This window comes from Corynebacterium sp. Marseille-Q2823 (assembly GCF_903645345.1).
Taxonomy (GTDB): Bacteria; Actinomycetota; Actinomycetes; order Mycobacteriales; family Mycobacteriaceae; genus Corynebacterium; species Corynebacterium hiratae.
The window spans coordinates 24,886-41,978 of the sequence record NZ_CAHJXS010000009.1; the positions used below are offsets into that span (position 1 = coordinate 24,886).

14 protein-coding genes, 1 tRNA gene, 1 other RNA gene and 1 pseudogene are annotated in these 17,093 nt (G+C 61.4%); 10 read left to right on the forward strand and 7 right to left on the reverse strand.

Going from position 1 to position 17,093, the window contains the following annotated elements:
* Positions 1 to 101 precede the first annotated feature (101 nt).
* Positions 102 to 1,631: an IS1634 family transposase gene (locus tag HWX44_RS10300; protein WP_444843283.1), complete on the reverse strand. Its 1,530-nt coding sequence runs from the start codon at positions 1,629 to 1,631 to the stop codon at positions 102 to 104.
* A gap of 271 nt (positions 1,632 to 1,902) precedes the next feature.
* On the reverse strand, positions 1,903 to 4,659 hold the full coding sequence (gene aceE / locus HWX44_RS10305; RefSeq protein WP_071410307.1) for a pyruvate dehydrogenase (acetyl-transferring), homodimeric type: 2,757 nt from the start codon (positions 4,657 to 4,659) through the stop codon (positions 1,903 to 1,905).
* Between the two features lie 173 nt (positions 4,660 to 4,832).
* Here aceE and HWX44_RS10310 point away from each other — a divergent pair, with 173 nt between their 5' ends.
* The 3 genes from HWX44_RS10310 to HWX44_RS10320 all read left to right on the forward strand — a co-directional run bounded on the left by HWX44_RS10310 (position 4,833) and on the right by HWX44_RS10320 (position 6,653).
* The gene (locus tag HWX44_RS10310) at positions 4,833 to 5,270 is read left to right on the forward strand and encodes a DUF3052 domain-containing protein (protein WP_046647091.1); all 438 of its coding nucleotides are present in this window, start codon (positions 4,833 to 4,835) and stop codon (positions 5,268 to 5,270) included.
* Positions 5,271 to 5,383: 113 nt separating this feature from the next.
* Positions 5,384 to 5,459 (forward strand) — tRNA-Val (locus HWX44_RS10315).
* Positions 5,460 to 5,960: 501 nt separating this feature from the next.
* Positions 5,961 to 6,653 (forward strand): DUF2599 domain-containing protein, encoded by a 693-nt coding sequence (locus tag HWX44_RS10320; protein WP_175974519.1) that lies wholly within the window; start codon positions 5,961 to 5,963, stop codon positions 6,651 to 6,653.
* A 399-nt stretch (positions 6,654 to 7,052) separates the two neighbouring features.
* Here HWX44_RS10320 and HWX44_RS10325 read toward each other — a convergent pair whose 3' ends face one another.
* From HWX44_RS10325 to HWX44_RS10335, 3 genes are read right to left on the reverse strand one after another with little or no spacing between them, the layout of a single operon-like run.
* Positions 7,053 to 7,391, reverse strand: a complete 339-nt coding sequence (locus tag HWX44_RS10325; RefSeq protein ID WP_175974521.1) for a hypothetical protein — start codon at positions 7,389 to 7,391, stop codon at positions 7,053 to 7,055.
* A gap of 24 nt (positions 7,392 to 7,415) precedes the next feature.
* Positions 7,416 to 8,405: an SURF1 family cytochrome oxidase biogenesis protein gene (locus HWX44_RS10330; protein ID WP_175974522.1), complete on the reverse strand. Its 990-nt coding sequence runs from the start codon at positions 8,403 to 8,405 to the stop codon at positions 7,416 to 7,418.
* 31 nt (positions 8,406 to 8,436) lie between these two features.
* Positions 8,437 to 8,928, reverse strand: a complete 492-nt coding sequence (locus HWX44_RS10335) for a low molecular weight protein-tyrosine-phosphatase (RefSeq protein WP_046647730.1) — start codon at positions 8,926 to 8,928, stop codon at positions 8,437 to 8,439.
* Between the two features lie 103 nt (positions 8,929 to 9,031).
* Between HWX44_RS10335 and HWX44_RS10340 the strand changes: the two genes are divergently transcribed.
* The 6 genes from HWX44_RS10340 (at position 9,032) to HWX44_RS13370 (ending at position 14,576) form a co-directional block, all read left to right on the forward strand.
* Positions 9,032 to 9,880, forward strand: a complete 849-nt coding sequence (locus HWX44_RS10340) for a Nif3-like dinuclear metal center hexameric protein (RefSeq protein WP_070700668.1) — start codon at positions 9,032 to 9,034, stop codon at positions 9,878 to 9,880.
* Positions 9,881 to 10,597, forward strand: a complete 717-nt coding sequence (locus HWX44_RS10345; protein ID WP_049156859.1) for a zinc ribbon domain-containing protein — start codon at positions 9,881 to 9,883, stop codon at positions 10,595 to 10,597.
* A complete protein-coding gene (locus HWX44_RS10350; RefSeq protein WP_175974524.1) occupies positions 10,594 to 11,739 on the forward strand; it encodes a bifunctional RNase H/acid phosphatase in 1,146 nt (381 codons plus the stop codon). Before HWX44_RS10345 ends, HWX44_RS10350 begins: the two co-directional genes overlap by 4 nt.
* 15 nt (positions 11,740 to 11,754) lie before the next feature.
* An RNA gene (gene rnpB / locus HWX44_RS10355) (RNase P RNA component class A) lies at positions 11,755 to 12,188 on the forward strand.
* Between the two features lie 36 nt (positions 12,189 to 12,224).
* Entirely contained in the window at positions 12,225 to 13,628 is a 1,404-nt protein-coding gene (locus tag HWX44_RS10360; protein WP_175974526.1) for an RNB domain-containing ribonuclease, read from the forward strand.
* Positions 13,629 to 13,940: 312 nt separating this feature from the next.
* On the forward strand, positions 13,941 to 14,576 hold the full coding sequence (locus tag HWX44_RS13370) for a hypothetical protein (protein ID WP_254868181.1): 636 nt from the start codon (positions 13,941 to 13,943) through the stop codon (positions 14,574 to 14,576).
* Between the two features lie 129 nt (positions 14,577 to 14,705).
* On the opposite strand, the pseudogene HWX44_RS13375 reads toward HWX44_RS13370, so the two are convergent.
* Positions 14,706 to 14,843, reverse strand: a pseudogene (locus tag HWX44_RS13375) (galactokinase family protein); the annotation flags it as partial.
* A gap of 146 nt (positions 14,844 to 14,989) precedes the next feature.
* Here HWX44_RS13375 and HWX44_RS10370 point away from each other — a divergent pair.
* Entirely contained in the window at positions 14,990 to 15,178 is a 189-nt protein-coding gene (locus tag HWX44_RS10370; RefSeq protein WP_046647736.1) for a hypothetical protein, read from the forward strand.
* A 147-nt stretch (positions 15,179 to 15,325) separates the two neighbouring features.
* Here HWX44_RS10370 and HWX44_RS10375 read toward each other — a convergent pair whose 3' ends face one another.
* Complete coding sequence (locus HWX44_RS10375; protein WP_070545502.1) at positions 15,326 to 17,065, reverse strand: CYTH and CHAD domain-containing protein; 1,740 nt, start codon at positions 17,063 to 17,065, stop codon at positions 15,326 to 15,328.
* Positions 17,066 to 17,093 lie beyond the last annotated feature (28 nt).

The window sequence follows — 17,093 nt, forward strand, 5'->3', positions numbered from 1 at the left end:
GCCTCCTGTGGTGGTCGAACTGCCCGTTCTGCCAAAGTTAGAGCCTCTGATTCAAGATCTGGCTCGAACTTTGGCAACAACGACACCTGACTTAGGCCAATTTAGTGCGGAAGTTCGCGGCCGGTGATTGCTTGGATGGTGGCGGTGAGGTCGGGCGGGAGTGGTACGGCGGCGTGAATGGTTTCGCCGCCCACGACGAGTTGAAAGCTGCGGTATTTCTTGAGTGTTCTCACCAGGCGTTTGATGGATTGACCACTGCGGGTCTCCATCAGGTGAGCCACGGCTAGTGCGGCCATCACAATATGGAGATGTGCTGTGATCGAGTCTTGTTTCCTGGCGTAGATTGGGCGTGCTTTCAGGTCTGATTTCGACATCCGAAATGATTTCTCAATGTTGAATAACCTGCGGTAATGCCCTATAACCTCACTAGCGGGAAGAGTAGTCAGGTCGGTTTCATAGCCTTTAATTCCGGCTAGGGCTCGGTGCTTGGCAGCAAGAGCGTAGTTGACCTTCTTATTCGGGGCGGAAAGATCAATATAGCGGTTGCGCTTGATTGCGATATCGCCGTCAACAGCGCGTTTGGCTTTCGCGACTTGCTCTTTGATTCCGCGCAGGCTGCGCCTAGCCCGGTCGTGAGAGTACTGGTAATGCGTCACCGAATTTGGGGTAGCGTGCTTGCGCCCATCACTTGCCGAGGCTTGCGTCCAGATCTGGCCGTGGGTGTAGTCTTCACCGGGGTTGTCCCGCCGCCAGGTTTCGATCACCTCAGGCACGGTGGGGGTTTTCACCGACAAAATGTAGTGCAGCCCTGCATCTATCAATGCTTGTTTGTTCGCCGCTGAAAACATGCCCGCATCAGCAACGACGGTAACTTCATCGAGTTGGTAAGCCTCTTGGAACCGTGTGATCATCGGCAGCATCGTGTGGGTTTCTGCCGAGTTGCCAGCAAACGCGCCCACATGCAGTGGAAACCCAGTGGCATCAGTAAGCAGCCCGACAAGGATTTGCGGCTCTACACGGCGCTCTTTGGAAAACCCGGGTTTACGAAGCTCATCAGCAGTATCGGTTTCAAAATACAAGGTAGTCACGTCGTACAAGATGAATGCGCCTGGCCCAATACCTGCATGATGGGCCAACGCTTGAGTTAGTATCTCCCCGAACGATTCGGTAGCGAAGGAGGAAAGACGCCTCTGGATGGTGCGATAGCTTGCGCTTGTCACCCCAACTTCAGCAAGGGTTTCGATCGAATCAAACTTTGAGCCAGGATTAATCAACCGAGCGCGCACCAGATCGCGAAACACCGGATCATCACCGCTTGCTGCAGCAAGACCTAACTCGTTGAAACACGCATCAATACAGTCCAGCAAGTATCCGGCCCGCTGACCGACTACAGGCAGCGGGTTGGAAACGCTGCCTGTTGCCGGAGGGATGTGTCTAACCTCGCCGAAGTCCAATGCGAGTTGGTCACCATCGACGATGCGTTGAGCTTCAGCCCGCAAAAGCGCAAGCTCAGACTCTGAATGCGCTGAGCCGATATGCTTCATCCTTTTCGCACCTTTGCGTTCAGAGAACACCACCTGCACCGCCATCGCCCCAGAAGCGGTCTTGACAGTGCGAATATAAGGACTCACAAAAATCAGACTACTGAACACCCCCGGCACTACCCACTTAGTGCGGAAAAATTCCTCCCCACCGACGAAAACCAACAGGTAACAGTGTCAAGAGTGACGTTACTCACCCACCCATGACCTAAGTCAGGTCTGATTCAAGATCTGGCTCGAACTTTGGCAACAACGACAGCTGGCCGCCCTGGGTTTAGGCAAAAAGAATGCCCCTCCTACCCACAATGGGGCAGAAGGGGCCGGAGGGCTTGAGGCTGTTAAGCCTTAATCCTCATCAGCCTTAGTCCTCGTCGGAGGACGTAGAGATGGTGGCGGTCGGGTCGTCGAGCTTCAGCTCGCGAGCTGCCTTCTCCACGGTGCTGCGCTCCACCTTACCCTCGCGGGCCAGGCCCTCGAGGACGGCGACGACGATGGACTCGGCGTCGATGTTGAAGTAGCGGCGAGCGCCTTCGCGGGTATCGGAGAATCCGAAGCCATCTGCGCCCAGGACGATGTAGTCGCCCGGGACGTAGGGGCGAATCTGCTCCTGCAGGTCCGTAGCGAAGTCGGAGACACCGACGAACGGCCCCTCGAAGCCCTTGAGCTGGGAGGTAGCGAAAGCCTCGGTCGGCTCCGTGCCCTTGCGCAGTGCTTCCTGGTTACGGGCAGCGCCGTCGCGAGCCAGGTTGACCCACGAGGTGACGGAGAACAGCGAAGCCTTGACATCGAAGTCCTCAGCCAGGATCTCCTGGGCGCGCAGGGCCTCGTACATGCCCACACCGGAGGCCAGGATGTTGGCTGGGATGGAGCCGGACTCGGCGGTGTTGTAGTGGTAGATGCCCTTGTGGAGGCCCTCGACGTCGAGGTTCTCCGGCTCAGCAGGCTGCTTGACCGGCTCGTTGTACACGGTGATGTAGTACATGATCGGCTCGTTGTCCTCGCCGTACATGCGCTCAATACCGCGCGGAACCAGGTGAGCGATCTCGTAGCCGAAGGCCGGGTCGTAGACCTCCACGGCCGGGTTGGTCGACGCCAAGATCGGGGAGTGGCCGTCCATGTGCTGCAGGCCCTCACCGGTCAAGGTGGTGCGGCCGGCGGTCGCACCGATGATGAAGCCGCGGCCCAGCTGGTCGGCAGCAGCCCAGAAGGCATCGCCGGTGCGCTGGAAACCGAACATCGAGTAGAAGATGTACAGCGGAATCATCGCCTCGCCCTGGGTGGCGTAGGAGGTAGCAGCTGCGGTGAAGGAGGCTGCGGCACCGGCCTCGGAAATGCCCTCGTGCAGAATCTGACCATCCGTGGCCTCGCGGTAGGAGAGCATGAGGTCGTGGTCCACCGGAACGTAATTCTGGCCACGCGGGTTCCAGATCTTGAGAGTCGGGAACCAAGAGTCCATACCGAAGGTGCGGGCCTCATCCGGAATGATCGGCACGACGCGCTTGCCCAGCTCCTTGTCGCGCATGAGCTCCTTGAAGGTACGCACCAGCGCCATGGTGGTGGCGACGTCCTGCTTGCCGGAACCCTTGCGGACCGAGCGCAGCTTGGACAGATCCGGAGTGGTCAGCGTCTCGAAGTTCTCGCGGCGCTCCGGCAGGAAGCCGCCCAGCTCTTTACGACGCTCCAGCATGTACTTGATCTCCGGAGCATCCTTGCCCGGGTGGTAGTACGGCGGCAGGTACGGATCTGCTTCGAGCTGCTCGTCGCTGATCGGGATGCCCTGCTTGTCGCGGAAGAGCTTCAGATCCTCCAGCGTCAGCTTCTTCATCTGGTGGGTAGCGTTGCGGCCCTCGAAGTTGTGGCCCAGGCCGTAGCCCTTAATGGTGTGGGCCAGGATGACCGTCGGGCGGCCGGTGCCAGCGTAGCTCAACGCCTTGTCGTATGCGGCGTAGATCTTGCGGTAGTCGTGGCCACCGCGGCGCAGTGCCCAAATCTCATCATCGGACATGTCCTCTACCAGCTTGAGCGTGCGCTCATCGCGGCCGAAGAAGTGCTCGCGCACGTAGGCGCCGTCGTTAGCCTTGAAGGTCTGGTAGTCACCATCAGACGTGGTGTTCATGATGTTGACCAGGGCGCCGTCCTTGTCGGCTTCCAGCAGCTTGTCCCAGCCGCGGCCCCAGACAATCTTGATGACGGACCAGCCGGCACCGCGGAAGAAGGACTCCAGCTCCTGAATGATCTGGGTGTTACCGCGCACCGGACCATCGAGACGCTGCAGGTTACAGTTCACCACGAAGGTCAGGTTATCCAGCTCATAGAGGGAAGCCATCTGCAGCAGACCACGGGACTCCGGCTCATCCATCTCGCCGTCGCCGAGGAAGGCCCAGACATGCTGCTTGGAGGTGTCCTTGATGCCGCGGGTTTCCAGGTACTTATTGAAGCGTGCCTGGTAGATGGCGTTGATGGGGCCCAGGCCCATGGACACGGTGGGGAACTCCCAGAAGTCCGGCATCAGGCGTGGGTGCGGGTAGGACGGCAGACCATTGCCCTCGCCGCGGGAGTGCTCCTGGCGGAAGCCGTCGAGGTCTTCCTCGCTCAGGCGGCCCTCCATGAAGGCGCGGGCGTAGACACCCGGGGAGGCGTGGCCCTGGAAGAAGACCTGGTCGCCGCCGGAGGGATCATCCTTGCCCTTGAAGAAGTGGTTCAGGCCCACCTCATACAGCGGGGCAGCGCCTGCGTAGGTGGAGATGTGGCCACCGACGCCGATGCCCGGGCGCTGTGCACGGTGCACCATGATGGCCGCGTTCCAGCGGATCCAGCGGCGGTAGCGCTTCTCCAACTCCTCATCGCCCGGGAACTCTGGCTCCAGGGAGGTAGGGATGGTGTTAACAAAATCCGAGGACGTCAGCGACGGCAACGGCACGCGCTTGGCGGTAGCGCGCTCAAGAAGGCGCAGCATGAGGTAGCGGGCGCGCTCCGGATCGGAAGAATCTAGAAGACCGTCGAGGGAGTCCATCCACTCGCGGGTCTCCTCGGGGTCGGAGTCATGCAGGTATGCTGCCACGCCATCGCGAACGATGGGAAAGTTGGAGTCGCCGTTGTGGGCGTCCAAGTCGGCCATTAAATCCTCCTGGGTCGTAGTATACAGATCTTGCTCTAGGATACGCGCCCCTTTCGCGGTGGGTTACTCGGAGGCCCCCACGGGTGGTTTTATGGGGGAAAATGTCCACCTCTGGGGAGGAACGGGGGAGGTTTGACGCGAAAAAGTGCACCGTAGACGTTAAAATACTCTGCATGACATCAACTACTTCATCGGAAGGAACTCAACGAGTGACGGGATTCGCAGCCAAGCTCGGCATCGAGGAGGGCCAGATTGCCTTAGAACTTGGTTGGGACGAAGACTGTGACTCCACGATTTCTGAGTCCATCGAGGACGTGTTGGGGGAGGACTTCCTCGAGGAAGAGACCGACGAGTTGTGCGACCTTGTGCTGCTGTGGTGGCGCGCGGAGGACGGCGACTTGGTCGATGGGCTGGTGGATGCCACCCGTCCCTTGGGCGATTCCGGCCGCATCTGGCTGCTGACCCCAGGAGCTGGAAAGCCAGGCAACTTGGAGCCAGGCGAGATCTCCGAATCTGCACAATTGGCCGGCCTTGTACAGACCAAGGCCGAGCGCCTCGGCGAGTGGCAGGGGTCCTGCCTCGTGGCCCGCGGCTACACCAAGAAGCCCTAAGGAATAATCGCAGGATGTACCTGCTCACGCGGCATTCGCAGCGGCGAATCACACCCCGATTTGTTGCTGCGGGTGCCCATGGGCTAATCTTGTTCGAGCACACCAAGTGCACTGCGGCTTTAGCTCAGCTGGAAGAGCAACTGGTTTACACCCAGTAGGTCGGGGGTTCGATCCCCTCAGGCCGCACCAAATGAAACCCCTTTCCGTTAAGTCGGAGAGGGGTTTCGTCGTGCTCGGAGGGCGCCTGCGGGTGCTCTAGGGCGAAGGCCGCTTTGGTGGTCGGTGTAGATGCGGACTGCTCCGGCTGCCTTGAGGTGGGGGTGTTGGCGTTCGGGGTTTGGTCGGTAGTGCTGACGCGGGCGTAGCCGATGATTTGGCCGGCAATGCCCGTGGAGTGTTCGGTTGGGGTATACCTCAAAAGGGTGCCACTCGCCCCAATTTGATATCCACTCCCCTCTATGAATGGACGGATGTGTAACGGTGCACCATGCGCAAGTGGGACTAATACTTACGAAATTGACTTAGGTCACAAAAGCGTGACCAGTGTTTATGCAGATGAATGATCATTGTTAGCAAATGGTTATTGACTACAGTTTTCATTAGCCGTAGGTTTGAGGTAAGCCGGTGACGCGCCGGGCATCTTGGAAATCTGGAAAAGAGGTCATCATGTTAAAAAAGGGGCTGACGTGCGTGAGCGCCACGGCATTGTTTGCGCTGAGTTCGACATTTTCAGTGCAGGCTTCCGCAGATGAGGTAAACAAGTACGTTCCCGTAGAGGGGAGCGATGTGTCAGTGATTGGAGCTAACACCGATTCCAGTGGTGGCGAAACAGAGGCGCAACTGAAGGCGGGGGATAGCTTTCGCATTGAGGGGCCAGCCGGAACCAAAGTTAACCTGCTGGGCGATTCCAACTTCCTTGAAGTATTAAAACCTGGCGGTGAAGTGGGGCTCTACGCAGTCGCACCAGCTGGCCTTGAATTTGAGGTCGAAGACACTGTGGTGACGGTCGTTGATCTTCCCTCCAACCAAGTTGCGGAGCGTGCAGCCGCCGAAAGTGATGATGAACCAATCAGGGCTGCTTTTGGTCTGTCCCTAATCGACCGTGTGGACATTGTAAAACAGCCCGAAGGTACGCGATACAAGGTCTTTCCTACGGTCTTGGGAAGGGCAATGCGGTCACCAATCCCTGAAACTGCAGGTTGGAATGAAGCAAAATCCAAGGGGGTTGCGGATACTGGAAGCCTCCACAACCAGTTTGTGTGTCACCCGCTATCTCAAGTCGCCCGAGTTAAGCCTAGTTGGAACTTGGAGGATTGGCGCCCTGATGTTGGACTTCCTAGAACAATAGCCGAACGATGTAATCCGGGTGAGGGAGACGACTAACCACACAAACCTGCGCTAAAACAGCAAACATGTATTGAGGAGGATGGCATTGACGCGTAAACAGAAAAGCGCAGCCTACTGGTCGAGCGTTACTGTCGTTGTAGTGCTGTTCATCGCAACGCTTGTAATCAATTATCTAGCAGGACTAAGTGCTGATGAATCATACTTTGGAGCACATTGGTGGCATCGTCTGGCGTGGGTTACGCCACTGTTGTTCTTGGCTTCTTTGATTTGGGCCTGGTTCGAGCACAGGAAGGTGCATCGGTATCCGCATTGACCCATATTTGGTAGCGTCTGGAGAAAGATTGCTGCGGTCATGTTCTGTCCCGTCTGTGATTGCGTTTAGCTTATGGCGATGAATTTACGGTGCCCACCAACATAAGGTGGGCACCGTTTGTCTTAGTGTTCGCCTGGCCACTCGCGGAGATTGATCCGGTTGAGTGCGACGTTTTCTTTGCGATATTCGTCACCGTAGATGCCTTGGCAGTGCCCTGGATAGAATCTCATGGAGAAGATCCTGACACAGTAGAGTCCGTTTGCCTGCTTGCCGATTCGGAGACATTCTTCTTCACTACCGTTGATTGGCCACACTGCTTCTGGCATGTCTTCGTCCCAGTTGGGAATGCAGTTCTCAGCGGTGCAGCTAGCTGCTTCAAGAATACTGTCGGCAATCTCCATGTTAAGAAAGTCGGCAATCTCGGTTTCGGTCGCTTCTCGCGCCCACGCAACCGCGCTCATGATCGTCCCCTTTGGGGGCCGAGGCTAGTAGCGCTCCTGACCGCGCTCACGGATCTTCTCGTAGAAGTCCGGCTTGGCAGAGCCATAGCGCGAGCGGGAGCGGCGCGAAGGCTGCGAGGTAGTTGCTGGCGTCGAAGGCGGGGCAGAAGGCGCTGTGGCGTCGGAGTGCTCGCCGGAGGGGTCTCCGTGATCAAGCTCCGAGACGTCAGTGTCCGCAGTCGCATCGGGGGAGCCGGCGCCGGTGCCAATAGCTGCCGCAGTGGCCTCAGCCATCAGGGCCTCTTCCTCACGGGCGCGGCGGCGCTCCCGAATCTCGGACCACACGAAATACGCAAAGCCCAGTGGCGCCATCACGCCGAAGGCAATCCACTGGTAGCCGTAGGAGAGGTGGTTGCCGCGGTCCAGCTTCGGCACCGGCAGCGCATGCAGCTCACCTGGCTGATCGGGGGAGAGTTGGAGGTAGTCGTGGGCGAGGGGGACGTCGACAAGCTCTGCGATCTGCTCCGTATTGATGGAGTAGACCTGTGTGTAGCCCTGCTCCTCAATGGGGGCGGAGGTGTGCTCGCGCTCGTTGTAGCGCGCCATGCCCACGATGGTCACCTTCTCCGAGGGGGCCGGATCGATGTGGGGAACGGAATTGCCCTCATCCGTGGGTACCCAGCCGCGGTTGACCAGGAAAGTCTCGCCGGAGTCGGTCTCAAAGGGAACCAGCGACTGGAAGCCCGGAGCGGACTCCACCGGGCGCAGGCGCAGCAGCACCTCATCCTCCGGAAGGTAGTGGCCGGTCAGCTCCGCGCGTTCCCACTCCTTGCGCAGGGAGCCATCGGTGGAAAAGACTTCGGTGACCGGCTGGGGGTCGGCGTCATAGGCCTCCTCAATGAGGTGGTTGCGCTCCACAATCTGGTCGTCTTTATTCAGCTGCCACGGTGCGAGCACCGTGAAAGACAAATAGGAAAAGGCGACGATGAAGATGAGAAAGAGCACCCACCCAGGCTTGAGGAATGTCTTGAGCATGTTGACCAGTCTAGTAGCCGCAAAAGATTATCTAGCCGTGGTTCGTCTTAATCCACTCGAGCAGACCTGGAACGGCGGCGTCGATCTCTTCGCGGGTACGGGCGAAGTCCTCCTCCGTGCCGTAGAACGGATCCTCCACGATGGCGTCCTCCGGAGAATTCGGGTCGAAACTGCGCATGAGGCGCACCTTGTCCTTCGGGATGCCGCGCTCGATAAGGGCATCGCGGTGGCCGGTATCCATGGCCACGAACAGGTCCGCGTCCATGTGCTCCGGACCCAGCTGGGCGGCCTGGTGGCCAGCGCCATCGTGCCCGCCGCGGCGCAGCTCAGCCACAGCGCGCTCGTCTGCGCCCTGGCCCACGTGCCAGCCGCCGAGGCCGCAGGAGTCCACGCGGGCGAGGAGATCGAGCATATCGGTCTCCATGGCATCACGGGTAATGATTTCCGCCATTGGTGAGCGGCAAATATTGCCCGTGCACACGAAGACGATGTGGAGCTGGTTGTCGTTCTCCGGAGGCGTCATGCAAAGGCTCCTTAAGCTAGAGGGGTGCGCTGACGAACGAAAGCTAGGATATAGCAGCGACGCGACTGACGTGAAACCTGAAGCCGTATAAGGAGCAAACGAGATGGCAGAACACACGACCGTTGGCGAGATCCGCCGCGTTATCCACGAGGCCTACCCGCCGCAGCTCGCTGAGTCGTGGGATGCAGTCGGCCTGGTGTGCGGTGACCCCGCGGACGAGGTGCGCACCGTGGCCTTCGCTCTGGACTGCACCCAGGAGGTGGCAGACAAGGCCGTGGAGCTCGGCGCGCAGATGCTTGTGGTGCATCACCCGCTGCTGCTTCGCGGGGTGACCTCGGTGGCGGCGGATACCCCGAAGGGCAAGGTCATTCACACTCTTATCCGCAACGGTGTGGCCCTCCTGGCCGCGCACACCAACGCGGATAAAGCGCGCCCGGGTGTCAACGACAAGCTGGCCGAACTCGTCGGCATCACGCCCGGCCGCCCCATCGTCCCTGTCGAGCCCTATGAGAACCTCGACGAGGCGCTGGGCCTGGGGCGCGTGGGTGAGCTTGAGCAACCAATGACGCTGCGCGAATTCACCCAGCGCGTGGCCGATGCCCTCCCAGAAACCGAGTGGGGAGTGCGTGCGGCCGGTGATCCGGAGCGCGTGGTGAAGCGCGTGGCCGTCTCCAGTGGCTCGGGTGACTCCTTCCTGGACCAAGCAGCAGCGCTCGGCGTGGACGTCTACGTCACCTCCGATCTGCGCCACCACCCGGTAGATGAACATCTGCGCGCTGCGCACCTGGCCCAACCTGAAGGCCCAGCCGTGGTGGACACCGCTCACTGGGCCAGCGAGTTTCCCTGGACCACCCAGGCGCGCGATATTGTGGAGAACGCATTGCGCGTGAACACCGAGATCATCGATGTCCGCACCGACCCATGGACGATTTCTGCGCATAAGGAGAACTAAATGAAACTGTCACAGGATCTGCAGAGCATCTTGCTGGAGCTGGCGACCCTGGAGCGCTCCCAGGCGCACGGTGGAACCCCCACCATCCCGGAGCAAGAGGAATACGAGAAGGCACAGGCCGCACACGCCCGGCTTCTCGACGCCTCCGGCTCCGCCCAGCTCGCCGTCGACGATATGGAGATGGAGATCCTGCGCATCCAGGCCGACGAGCGCAAGCTGCGCCAGCGCGAGCGCGACGATAAGGCCCAGCTCGGTGCCGCGACCGACCCGGAGACCCGCAAGGACTTGGAACACGATCTCTATGCGGCTAAGTCCCGCATCGCGGATCTCATGAGCGAGCTGCAAGAAGCCCACAACGAAATTCACGCCCTGCGTGCCAACCTGGATGTCCACGGCGCGAAGGTCTCCGATTCCGAGCGCAAGCTCGAAGTGCTCAAGCGCGCGGCCGAAGCCGCCCAGGAGGCCGCGGCGAACCGACCGGATCCGCAGGTGCGCATCGGCGAGCTGCGCGAGCAGCTGCCCGCGGACATCGTGGCGGAGTACGAGACCGTGCGCGAAGAAAACGGTGTGGGTGCGGCGGCCTTCACCGGGCGCGGTTGCGGCGGCTGCTTCATCGTGCTGCCGCCGGCCGAGCAGAACGCGGTGCGCAACGCGGCGGCCGACGAGGTCCCGCAGTGCAGTGACTGCGGCTCCTACCTGGTACGCCCGGCCTCATGAAGCTCGTCATCTTCGCTGACGGCGGCTCCCGCGGCAACCCCGGGATAGCCGGTTCTGGAACGGCGGTCTACAACGAGGACCGCTCGCAGCTGCTTAGGGAAATCGCCTACGTGGTGGGGCAGAAGTCCACTAATAACGTGGCCGAATACCACGGCCTGCTGCGCGGCCTCGAGGCCGCGGTGGAACTGGGCGCGGACGAGGTGGAGTTTTACATGGACTCCAAGCTCGTGGTGGAGCAGATGAACGGGCGCTGGAAGATCAAGCATCCGGACATGCAGAAGCTCGCCATCGAGGCGCGCCGCCTACTCAACCAGATTCCGCGCTTCAGCCTCGAGTGGGTCCCGCGCGCCAAGAACTCGGTGGCCGATGAGCTCTCCAACGTCGCTATGGACGCCGCCGCGAAGGGCGAGCCCGTGGGCATCCTCGATATGGGGGCCGGCGACGCCGCTGAAGCCGGCGGGGAGGCCGGGGAGGCGTCGCCAAGCACGGCGTCATCGACCGCGGCCGACTGGCGCCCTGAGTGTGGCCCGGCCACCCGCTTCATCCTGCTGCGCCACGGTCAGACAGCGATGTCCGCAGCCAAGCAGTACTCCGGGCGGGCGAACCCCGAGCTCACCGAGCTAGGCAAGAAGCAAGCGCTCGCCGCCGCGCAAGCGCTGATGGATACCCACATCGATGCCGTGGTGTGCTCGCCACTGCGCCGCTGCCAGCAAACGGCCGCGGCCGTGGTGGAGGGCCGGGACCTGCGGGTGGAGACCGTCGAGGCCCTCATCGAAGTGGACTTCGGACGCTGGGAAGGCAAGACCTTTGCCGAGGCCGACGCCGCCGACCCCGAGCTCCACGCGCGCTGGCTGAAGGATACGTCCGTGGCCTGCCCGGGCGGGGAGTCCCTGCGCGCGGTGCACCGCCGCGTCAGCGCCGCGCGCCGCCAGCTGCAGCAGCGCTATGCGGGGCAAACCGTGCTCGTAGTCTCCCACGTCAACCCCATCAAGTCCTTCGTGCGCCAAGCGCTCGACTCTGGACCGCAGACCCCCAACCACCTGTTCCTGGAGCTGGCTTCGCTGAGCGAAGTTGAGTTCTTCGATGGCGGTAGCACCCTGCACCGATTTAACGATGTGGGGCATCTGGGCGCGCTGCGATAAACTAACAGGCGCGAATGAGCCGACCGGGTAAACGCGTTCCGTCGAACCGGCCCCTTTCTGGGGCTAGGCGCGGGCCGAGGAAAGTCCGGACTCCACAGAGCACGGTGGTTGCTAACAGCAACCCGGGGTGACCCGCGGGAAAGTGCAACAGAAAGTAGACCGCCGCGCCTTTCGCTTCGCTTCGGTGTGGCGATAGGCAAGCGGTAAGGGTGAAAGGGTGCGGTAAGAGCGCACCAGCACCGTCAGCGATGGCGGTGGCTGGGTAAACCCCACTGGGAGCAAGGCATCACGGCCCGCCACGCTTGCGGGCCCGATCAGGCGTTAGTAGGTTGCTCGCCGAAGCCTGAAGGTAGCTGCTTGAGCCAACTGGCAACGGTTGGCCTGGATGGATGTTTACCACCGCGCCTTGGTGCGCGGCACAGAATCCGGCTTATAGGTTGGCTCATTCGCGCCCATATCTTTATTTTTTGGAACAATGGGACGGCATGAAGCTGTATGCCGCGCCCCTGGACTTTCGCCCCATCGCCGAGGAATTCTCCGTTCCCACCGACTTCCCAGGAGAAGTCACCGCGCAGGCCGCGTCCGCGCAGGATCGTTACGCCGAGCAGCGCCGCGATGCCCGCGACATCCCGCTGGTGACTATTGATCCGGCCGGCTCCATGGACTTGGACCAGGCCGTCTTCATCGAAGCCCGCGATGGCGGCTACCGCGTGCTGTACGCCATTGCCGATGTTGCCGCTTTCATCGAACCGGGCTCCGAGCTGGAGACCGAATCCCTGAAGCGCGGCCAGACCATCTACCTACCCGATGAGCCGGCGCGGTTACACCCGGCGGAGCTCTCCGAGGATAGGGCCTCGCTGCTTGCCGACGTCGACCGCCCCGCCGTCCTCTGGACCTTCGACCTCGACACTGCGGGTGAGGTGGAGGACTTCTCGGTGGAGCGCGCACTCGTGCGCAGCCGCGCCCGGCTGGATTACGACCAGGCCCATGCGGACTTGGAGAATGGCACTTTGCATTCTTCTATCGCCCTGCTGCCGGAGGTGGGCAAGCTGCGCCAGGCCTCCTCGTTGCGCCGCGAGGCGATCAACCTGCGCCTTCCCTCGCAGCGCGTATCCGAGACGAAAGATGCGGAGAAGGGGCACTACGAGCTGGTGATGGAGCCGCGCTATGAGGTGATGGACTATAACTCCGAAATCTCGTTGCTTACCGGCATGTGTGCCGGGCGCCTCATGGAAGAACACGGAGTGGGGTTCCTGCGCACGCTGTCCGCGGCCACGCCGGAAGCTGAGGCAACGTTTCGCACCGAGGCTGAGGCTCTGGGCTTTGAGTTGGGGGAGAGCAGCATCTCGGAATTCCTCCATTCCGTGGACGCGGATTCACCGCGTGGCATGGCGGTGATGCGCGAGGCCCAGCGCCTTTTGCGCGGGGCGGACTACGTGTGGCTGGAGGACGGTGAGGCGGACGTACATGCGGGGATCGGCGGATACTATGCGCACGTGACCGCCCCGCTGCGCCGCCTCATCGACCGATTTGCCACGGAGGTGTGCTTGGCGCTGAGCGGCGGCTATGAGGTGCCGGAGTGGGTACGCGAACGCGCCGGGGATGTCATTTCCACAATGCGCTCGACCTCGCAGCTCGCCTCCCAAGTGGATAAGGCGTGTCTCAACCTGACAGAGGCTACGGTCTTGGCACCGTGGGTCGGCACCAATTTTGAAGCCGTGGTTGTCGACGGCGGAGAAAAGCGCGAGAAAGCGCGTCTCGTCGTGCTGGATCCGCCGGTGATTGGAGTGGCCGTGGGGCAACCGCCCACCGGCAGCGAGACTACCGTCTCGCTGGTTAAGGCCGATGTTGCCGAGCGCGATGTGCTCTTTGCGTGGCCGGCGGATTAATCCTCGGTAATGGCGGGCAGGCCGATAGGACGAAGCAGCCGTCGAGTCGGCCGCAAGTTCGGGCCTGGTGCTTGGCAGTAGCGATGACCGCGGTTGAATCCCGGTGGCGGAGCGCGGCAGCCACGACGTGTTGGCAGTTGCGTAGTTTCGAGAGTGGCCATCGAGCGACTGCGATTGGGTCAGCAGCGGGAAGAGCTCGGTGCCGCGGCGTGAGCGCAAGGCGCGGGCAATTCTCTCGGCTCGCTCGGTTTCTTCCGAGTAGAAAGTCAGCCATGCTGTGGCTTGGTCGATGGTGGGCTGGTTTTCGGGGCCGTGCACCTTGTGGACGGCGGCGAGCCACTCGAGGACACGCTGGGGCGCATCCGGCAGGAGGCGCAGCGATGCAGTGCCGAAGGCGCGGCAGGCGGCGTCAATGAAACGCTCGCGGGCGCGGATCTCGGCAACAGCCTCAGCGGAATCGAAGTCACCGGGGACGGCGAGGGCAAAAGCTGCAATGTCCTTGTTGACCACGTGCGGTGCCTGGGTGACGGAACCGTCGGCGTAGTCGATGATGGTAATGGAGTCACCCGCGCCACGCAGTGCGGCGGAGTGGCGGGCGCGCAGCGCAGGGAAGCGGGCGAAGGTGCCGACAGCTTGGGAGCATACCTCTGCGATCCGGGCGCGAAGAGGCGCGTCGTGGAGATCGTCCGCGCCGCCGAGCAACGCCAAAGCGGTCGCGATATCAATGGCTGCGGCGGCTCCGAGCCCGGCCGAATCTGGGATGTCGTTGACCACGGTGATGTCGGCGCCGGCGGTCTCGCGGGTGAGGAGCTGGCGGTTGATCATGGTGTAGATGATGCCGCCGAGGCGCGCTGCGATGGCGCCCTCGGGCGCCGGGGGCTCGATGGGCTGGCCTTCGGAATCGACGCCGGGCTGCTGTTCCGCGGCGAGGGAGGAGACTTTCTCTAGCGAAATCTGGTCCTCAACGGTCTCGCCGTTGGTGTGCTCGAGGCGAACGTTGACGATGCCATCGTTGCGAGGGCTCACAGCTACTGCAGCGCGGAGATCAGCCAGGCCCATGATGGTGATGCCGCCGTAGTGGTCAATGTGCTCGCCGATGAGTGCCCAGGTGGCTGGGGCGCTGGCGACATGCGCCGGCTCGGCGCCGATGTTGTCGCTGTGCGCGGCGCGAACGCGGTCGACGGCCGGGGTCGAAGGGGCAGTCCACAGGGGCATCGGGAAGGTTCTCCTTTGCTGGTGGCGAGATCCTGCCCGTAAACGGGGCAGGAGGTAGGTGACCTATCTATTCTAACGGGCGTAGTCGATGGGCGGTCTGTAGTGTGGGGTGCACTGATCGAGCGCCTAAAAGAATGGAGAAAACAATGGCCGAGGCTGATAACAAGTGGTTCTACGACCCGTCCACCGGTGAGGTGACCCAGGGCAAGGTGTCTGGTTGGGAGAACCGCATGGGCCCCTATGATTCCCGCGAGGAAGCCGAGCGCGCCATCGAAATCGCGCAAGCCCGCACTGCTGCGGCTGATGCCGAGGACGCCGCTGAGGACGATTACTAAAGTCCTGCAGGACTCCTGCAGGACGCCCCATTGAGCGGCGGTAACTCAAAGCCAACGGCCCACCCCCTCGCGAGAAACGCGACGGAGTGGGCCGTTGAAATGTTTGTTCCACCTGCCGGGCGTTGCAGCGCGCCCAGCGGGGAGGAATTAGCGCAGCTTCTTGCGCAGCGGCTTGAACGCAGACTTGATGGCCTTGAAGCTCTCCGAGTAGGCGTTGAGCGCTTCCAAACCGATGGCGCGCTCACGCTGGTAGAGCAGACCATAGCCAAAGGTGTCCTCGCCTCGGCGTCGTGCGGTCTCTGCCAGTTCGAGCAGCTTGTCGCGAGAGGTCACCGAATCCTGGAAGTCTCCCAAGCCTGACTGCATCTGCTTGCAGGCCTTGTAGAGGCTCTTCGTCTTCAACGAGGTTGCGGAACCAGCTGCCTCCGCCGCATAGCGCAGTTTCTTTGCTGCCTTGCGCATATCGTGGAAGTACTCTTCACGTTCATGTAGCGTCAGCTCGGTATTATCCCAGTTGGAGACTGCCTTCTTGTGGCGCTTGACCAGCTTGTCATAAGCCTGCTTGAGGTGCAGGGCCATCACCGTATCAAGATCGTGGGGCTCTTCGTCCTCATCTGGCTTGGCGTGCTTCGGCTCGTAGACCTTTGCTGACTCTTGTTCTTCCTCTTTTTCTTCAGTGGGGGCAGCAGACGCCGAATCGTCGACCGCAGAGTCTTCCGCCTCGCCGCTGGCAGAGGTGCTGTCGGCGTCAGCGGGCGTGTCTTCACCAGCAACCGGCGGGTCGGAGAGGAAGGCATCCAATGCATCGAGCAGAGCCAAGTATTGATCGGAATCGAGCGCCGCGATGACTCGACGGTGTGCTCGGCGGTATGCGCGGCCCATGTCGTGTGCAATGTGTTCGCGGGTGGCTTCATCGAGGACGTCGGAATCCTCGGACGCGAGGAGGTTCTGCCAACGTTCCTCCACGACCTCGGCGTCACGGGCGACGCCCAACATGGCCGCAAGTTCCTTCAGATCTGACTCAATGCGCTCGATTTCGGGGCCCACCACAATGCCGTGGAAGGTCTGCAAGTGGCTGCGCAGTTCACGGGTAGCAACGCGCATCTGGTGAACCGAATCCCACTCATCGCGGCGAACCCGTGGATCATATTCGACGAGCTTGTCGCGGTTGGCTTTCAATGCGTCCACAACCGCTGCCGCGGGCGAGCCCGGCTCCACGTTGGACGTGGCAAGTGACGGGGGAAGCTCGACATTGTTGACGGATTCACCCAATGCCGACTTCAACTTGGACGGCGAGGAAGAAACCCGAGCCCCAGAGCTAATGAGTAGGGAAGTGGCGTGCCGCAGTAGAGCGCTGCCTTCCTTGGATCCAGGGAGCTCCCCAGCGAGCTCGACTTCCCACTCACGCCAGGTGCTCTGGGAGCCACCCGGAAGAAAGGAGAAGGCGGTGACATGGTCATCACAGAACTCAGCGACCGGCTGGTCATCGGCGTTGACAAGGAGCAATTCGGTGCGGTTGTTGTCGACCTGCGCAATGGGCTCCAGCGGATGATTGCGGATCACTGAGCGAACCTGGTGGAGAAGCTCGGCCGGAACCTCGTACTTGCCATCAATTGGTTCGCCGAGTTCGGCACGAATTTCGGTGCGGCCTTCGGCACCGGGGATCTTGATGTGCCAACCGTCATCATTTCCACCGGTGCGGCGGCGCAGCGTGATCTTGGCGTGGGTAAGGCGAAGGTCCTCCGTGTCGTAATAGATTGCCGACAACGATTGGTGGCGGGTTTCTGCTACTCGGGCAACCTCGTCGAGGTTGGTGAGATCGGGCGCCGGCGTGGCTTCATCCACGGCGAACTTGGCTTCGATTTCAAGGAACGTCTTCGGAGACATGTACACACCTTCGTCGGGGAGCGAAAAT

What these genes read in the sequence shown, in the direction of transcription:
- aceE (WP_071410307.1), bottom strand. Translation starts at nt 4,659, where the DNA reads ATGGCCGACTTGGACGCCCACAACGGCGACTCCAACTTTCCCATCGTT.
- HWX44_RS10310 (WP_046647091.1), top strand. Translation starts at nt 4,833, where the DNA reads ATGACATCAACTACTTCATCGGAAGGAACTCAACGAGTGACGGGATTC.
- HWX44_RS10325 (WP_175974521.1), bottom strand. Translation starts at nt 7,391, where the DNA reads ATGAGCGCGGTTGCGTGGGCGCGAGAAGCGACCGAAACCGAGATTGCC.
- HWX44_RS10330 (WP_175974522.1), bottom strand. Translation starts at nt 8,405, where the DNA reads ATGCTCAAGACATTCCTCAAGCCTGGGTGGGTGCTCTTTCTCATCTTC.
- HWX44_RS10335 (WP_046647730.1), bottom strand. Translation starts at nt 8,928, where the DNA reads ATGACGCCTCCGGAGAACGACAACCAGCTCCACATCGTCTTCGTGTGC.
- HWX44_RS10340 (WP_070700668.1), top strand. Translation starts at nt 9,032, where the DNA reads ATGGCAGAACACACGACCGTTGGCGAGATCCGCCGCGTTATCCACGAG.
- HWX44_RS10345 (WP_049156859.1), top strand. Translation starts at nt 9,881, where the DNA reads ATGAAACTGTCACAGGATCTGCAGAGCATCTTGCTGGAGCTGGCGACC.
- HWX44_RS10350 (WP_175974524.1), top strand. Translation starts at nt 10,594, where the DNA reads ATGAAGCTCGTCATCTTCGCTGACGGCGGCTCCCGCGGCAACCCCGGG.
- HWX44_RS10360 (WP_175974526.1), top strand. Translation starts at nt 12,225, where the DNA reads ATGAAGCTGTATGCCGCGCCCCTGGACTTTCGCCCCATCGCCGAGGAA.
- HWX44_RS10370 (WP_046647736.1), top strand. Translation starts at nt 14,990, where the DNA reads ATGGCCGAGGCTGATAACAAGTGGTTCTACGACCCGTCCACCGGTGAG.
- HWX44_RS10375 (WP_070545502.1), bottom strand. Translation starts at nt 17,065, where the DNA reads ATGTCTCCGAAGACGTTCCTTGAAATCGAAGCCAAGTTCGCCGTGGAT.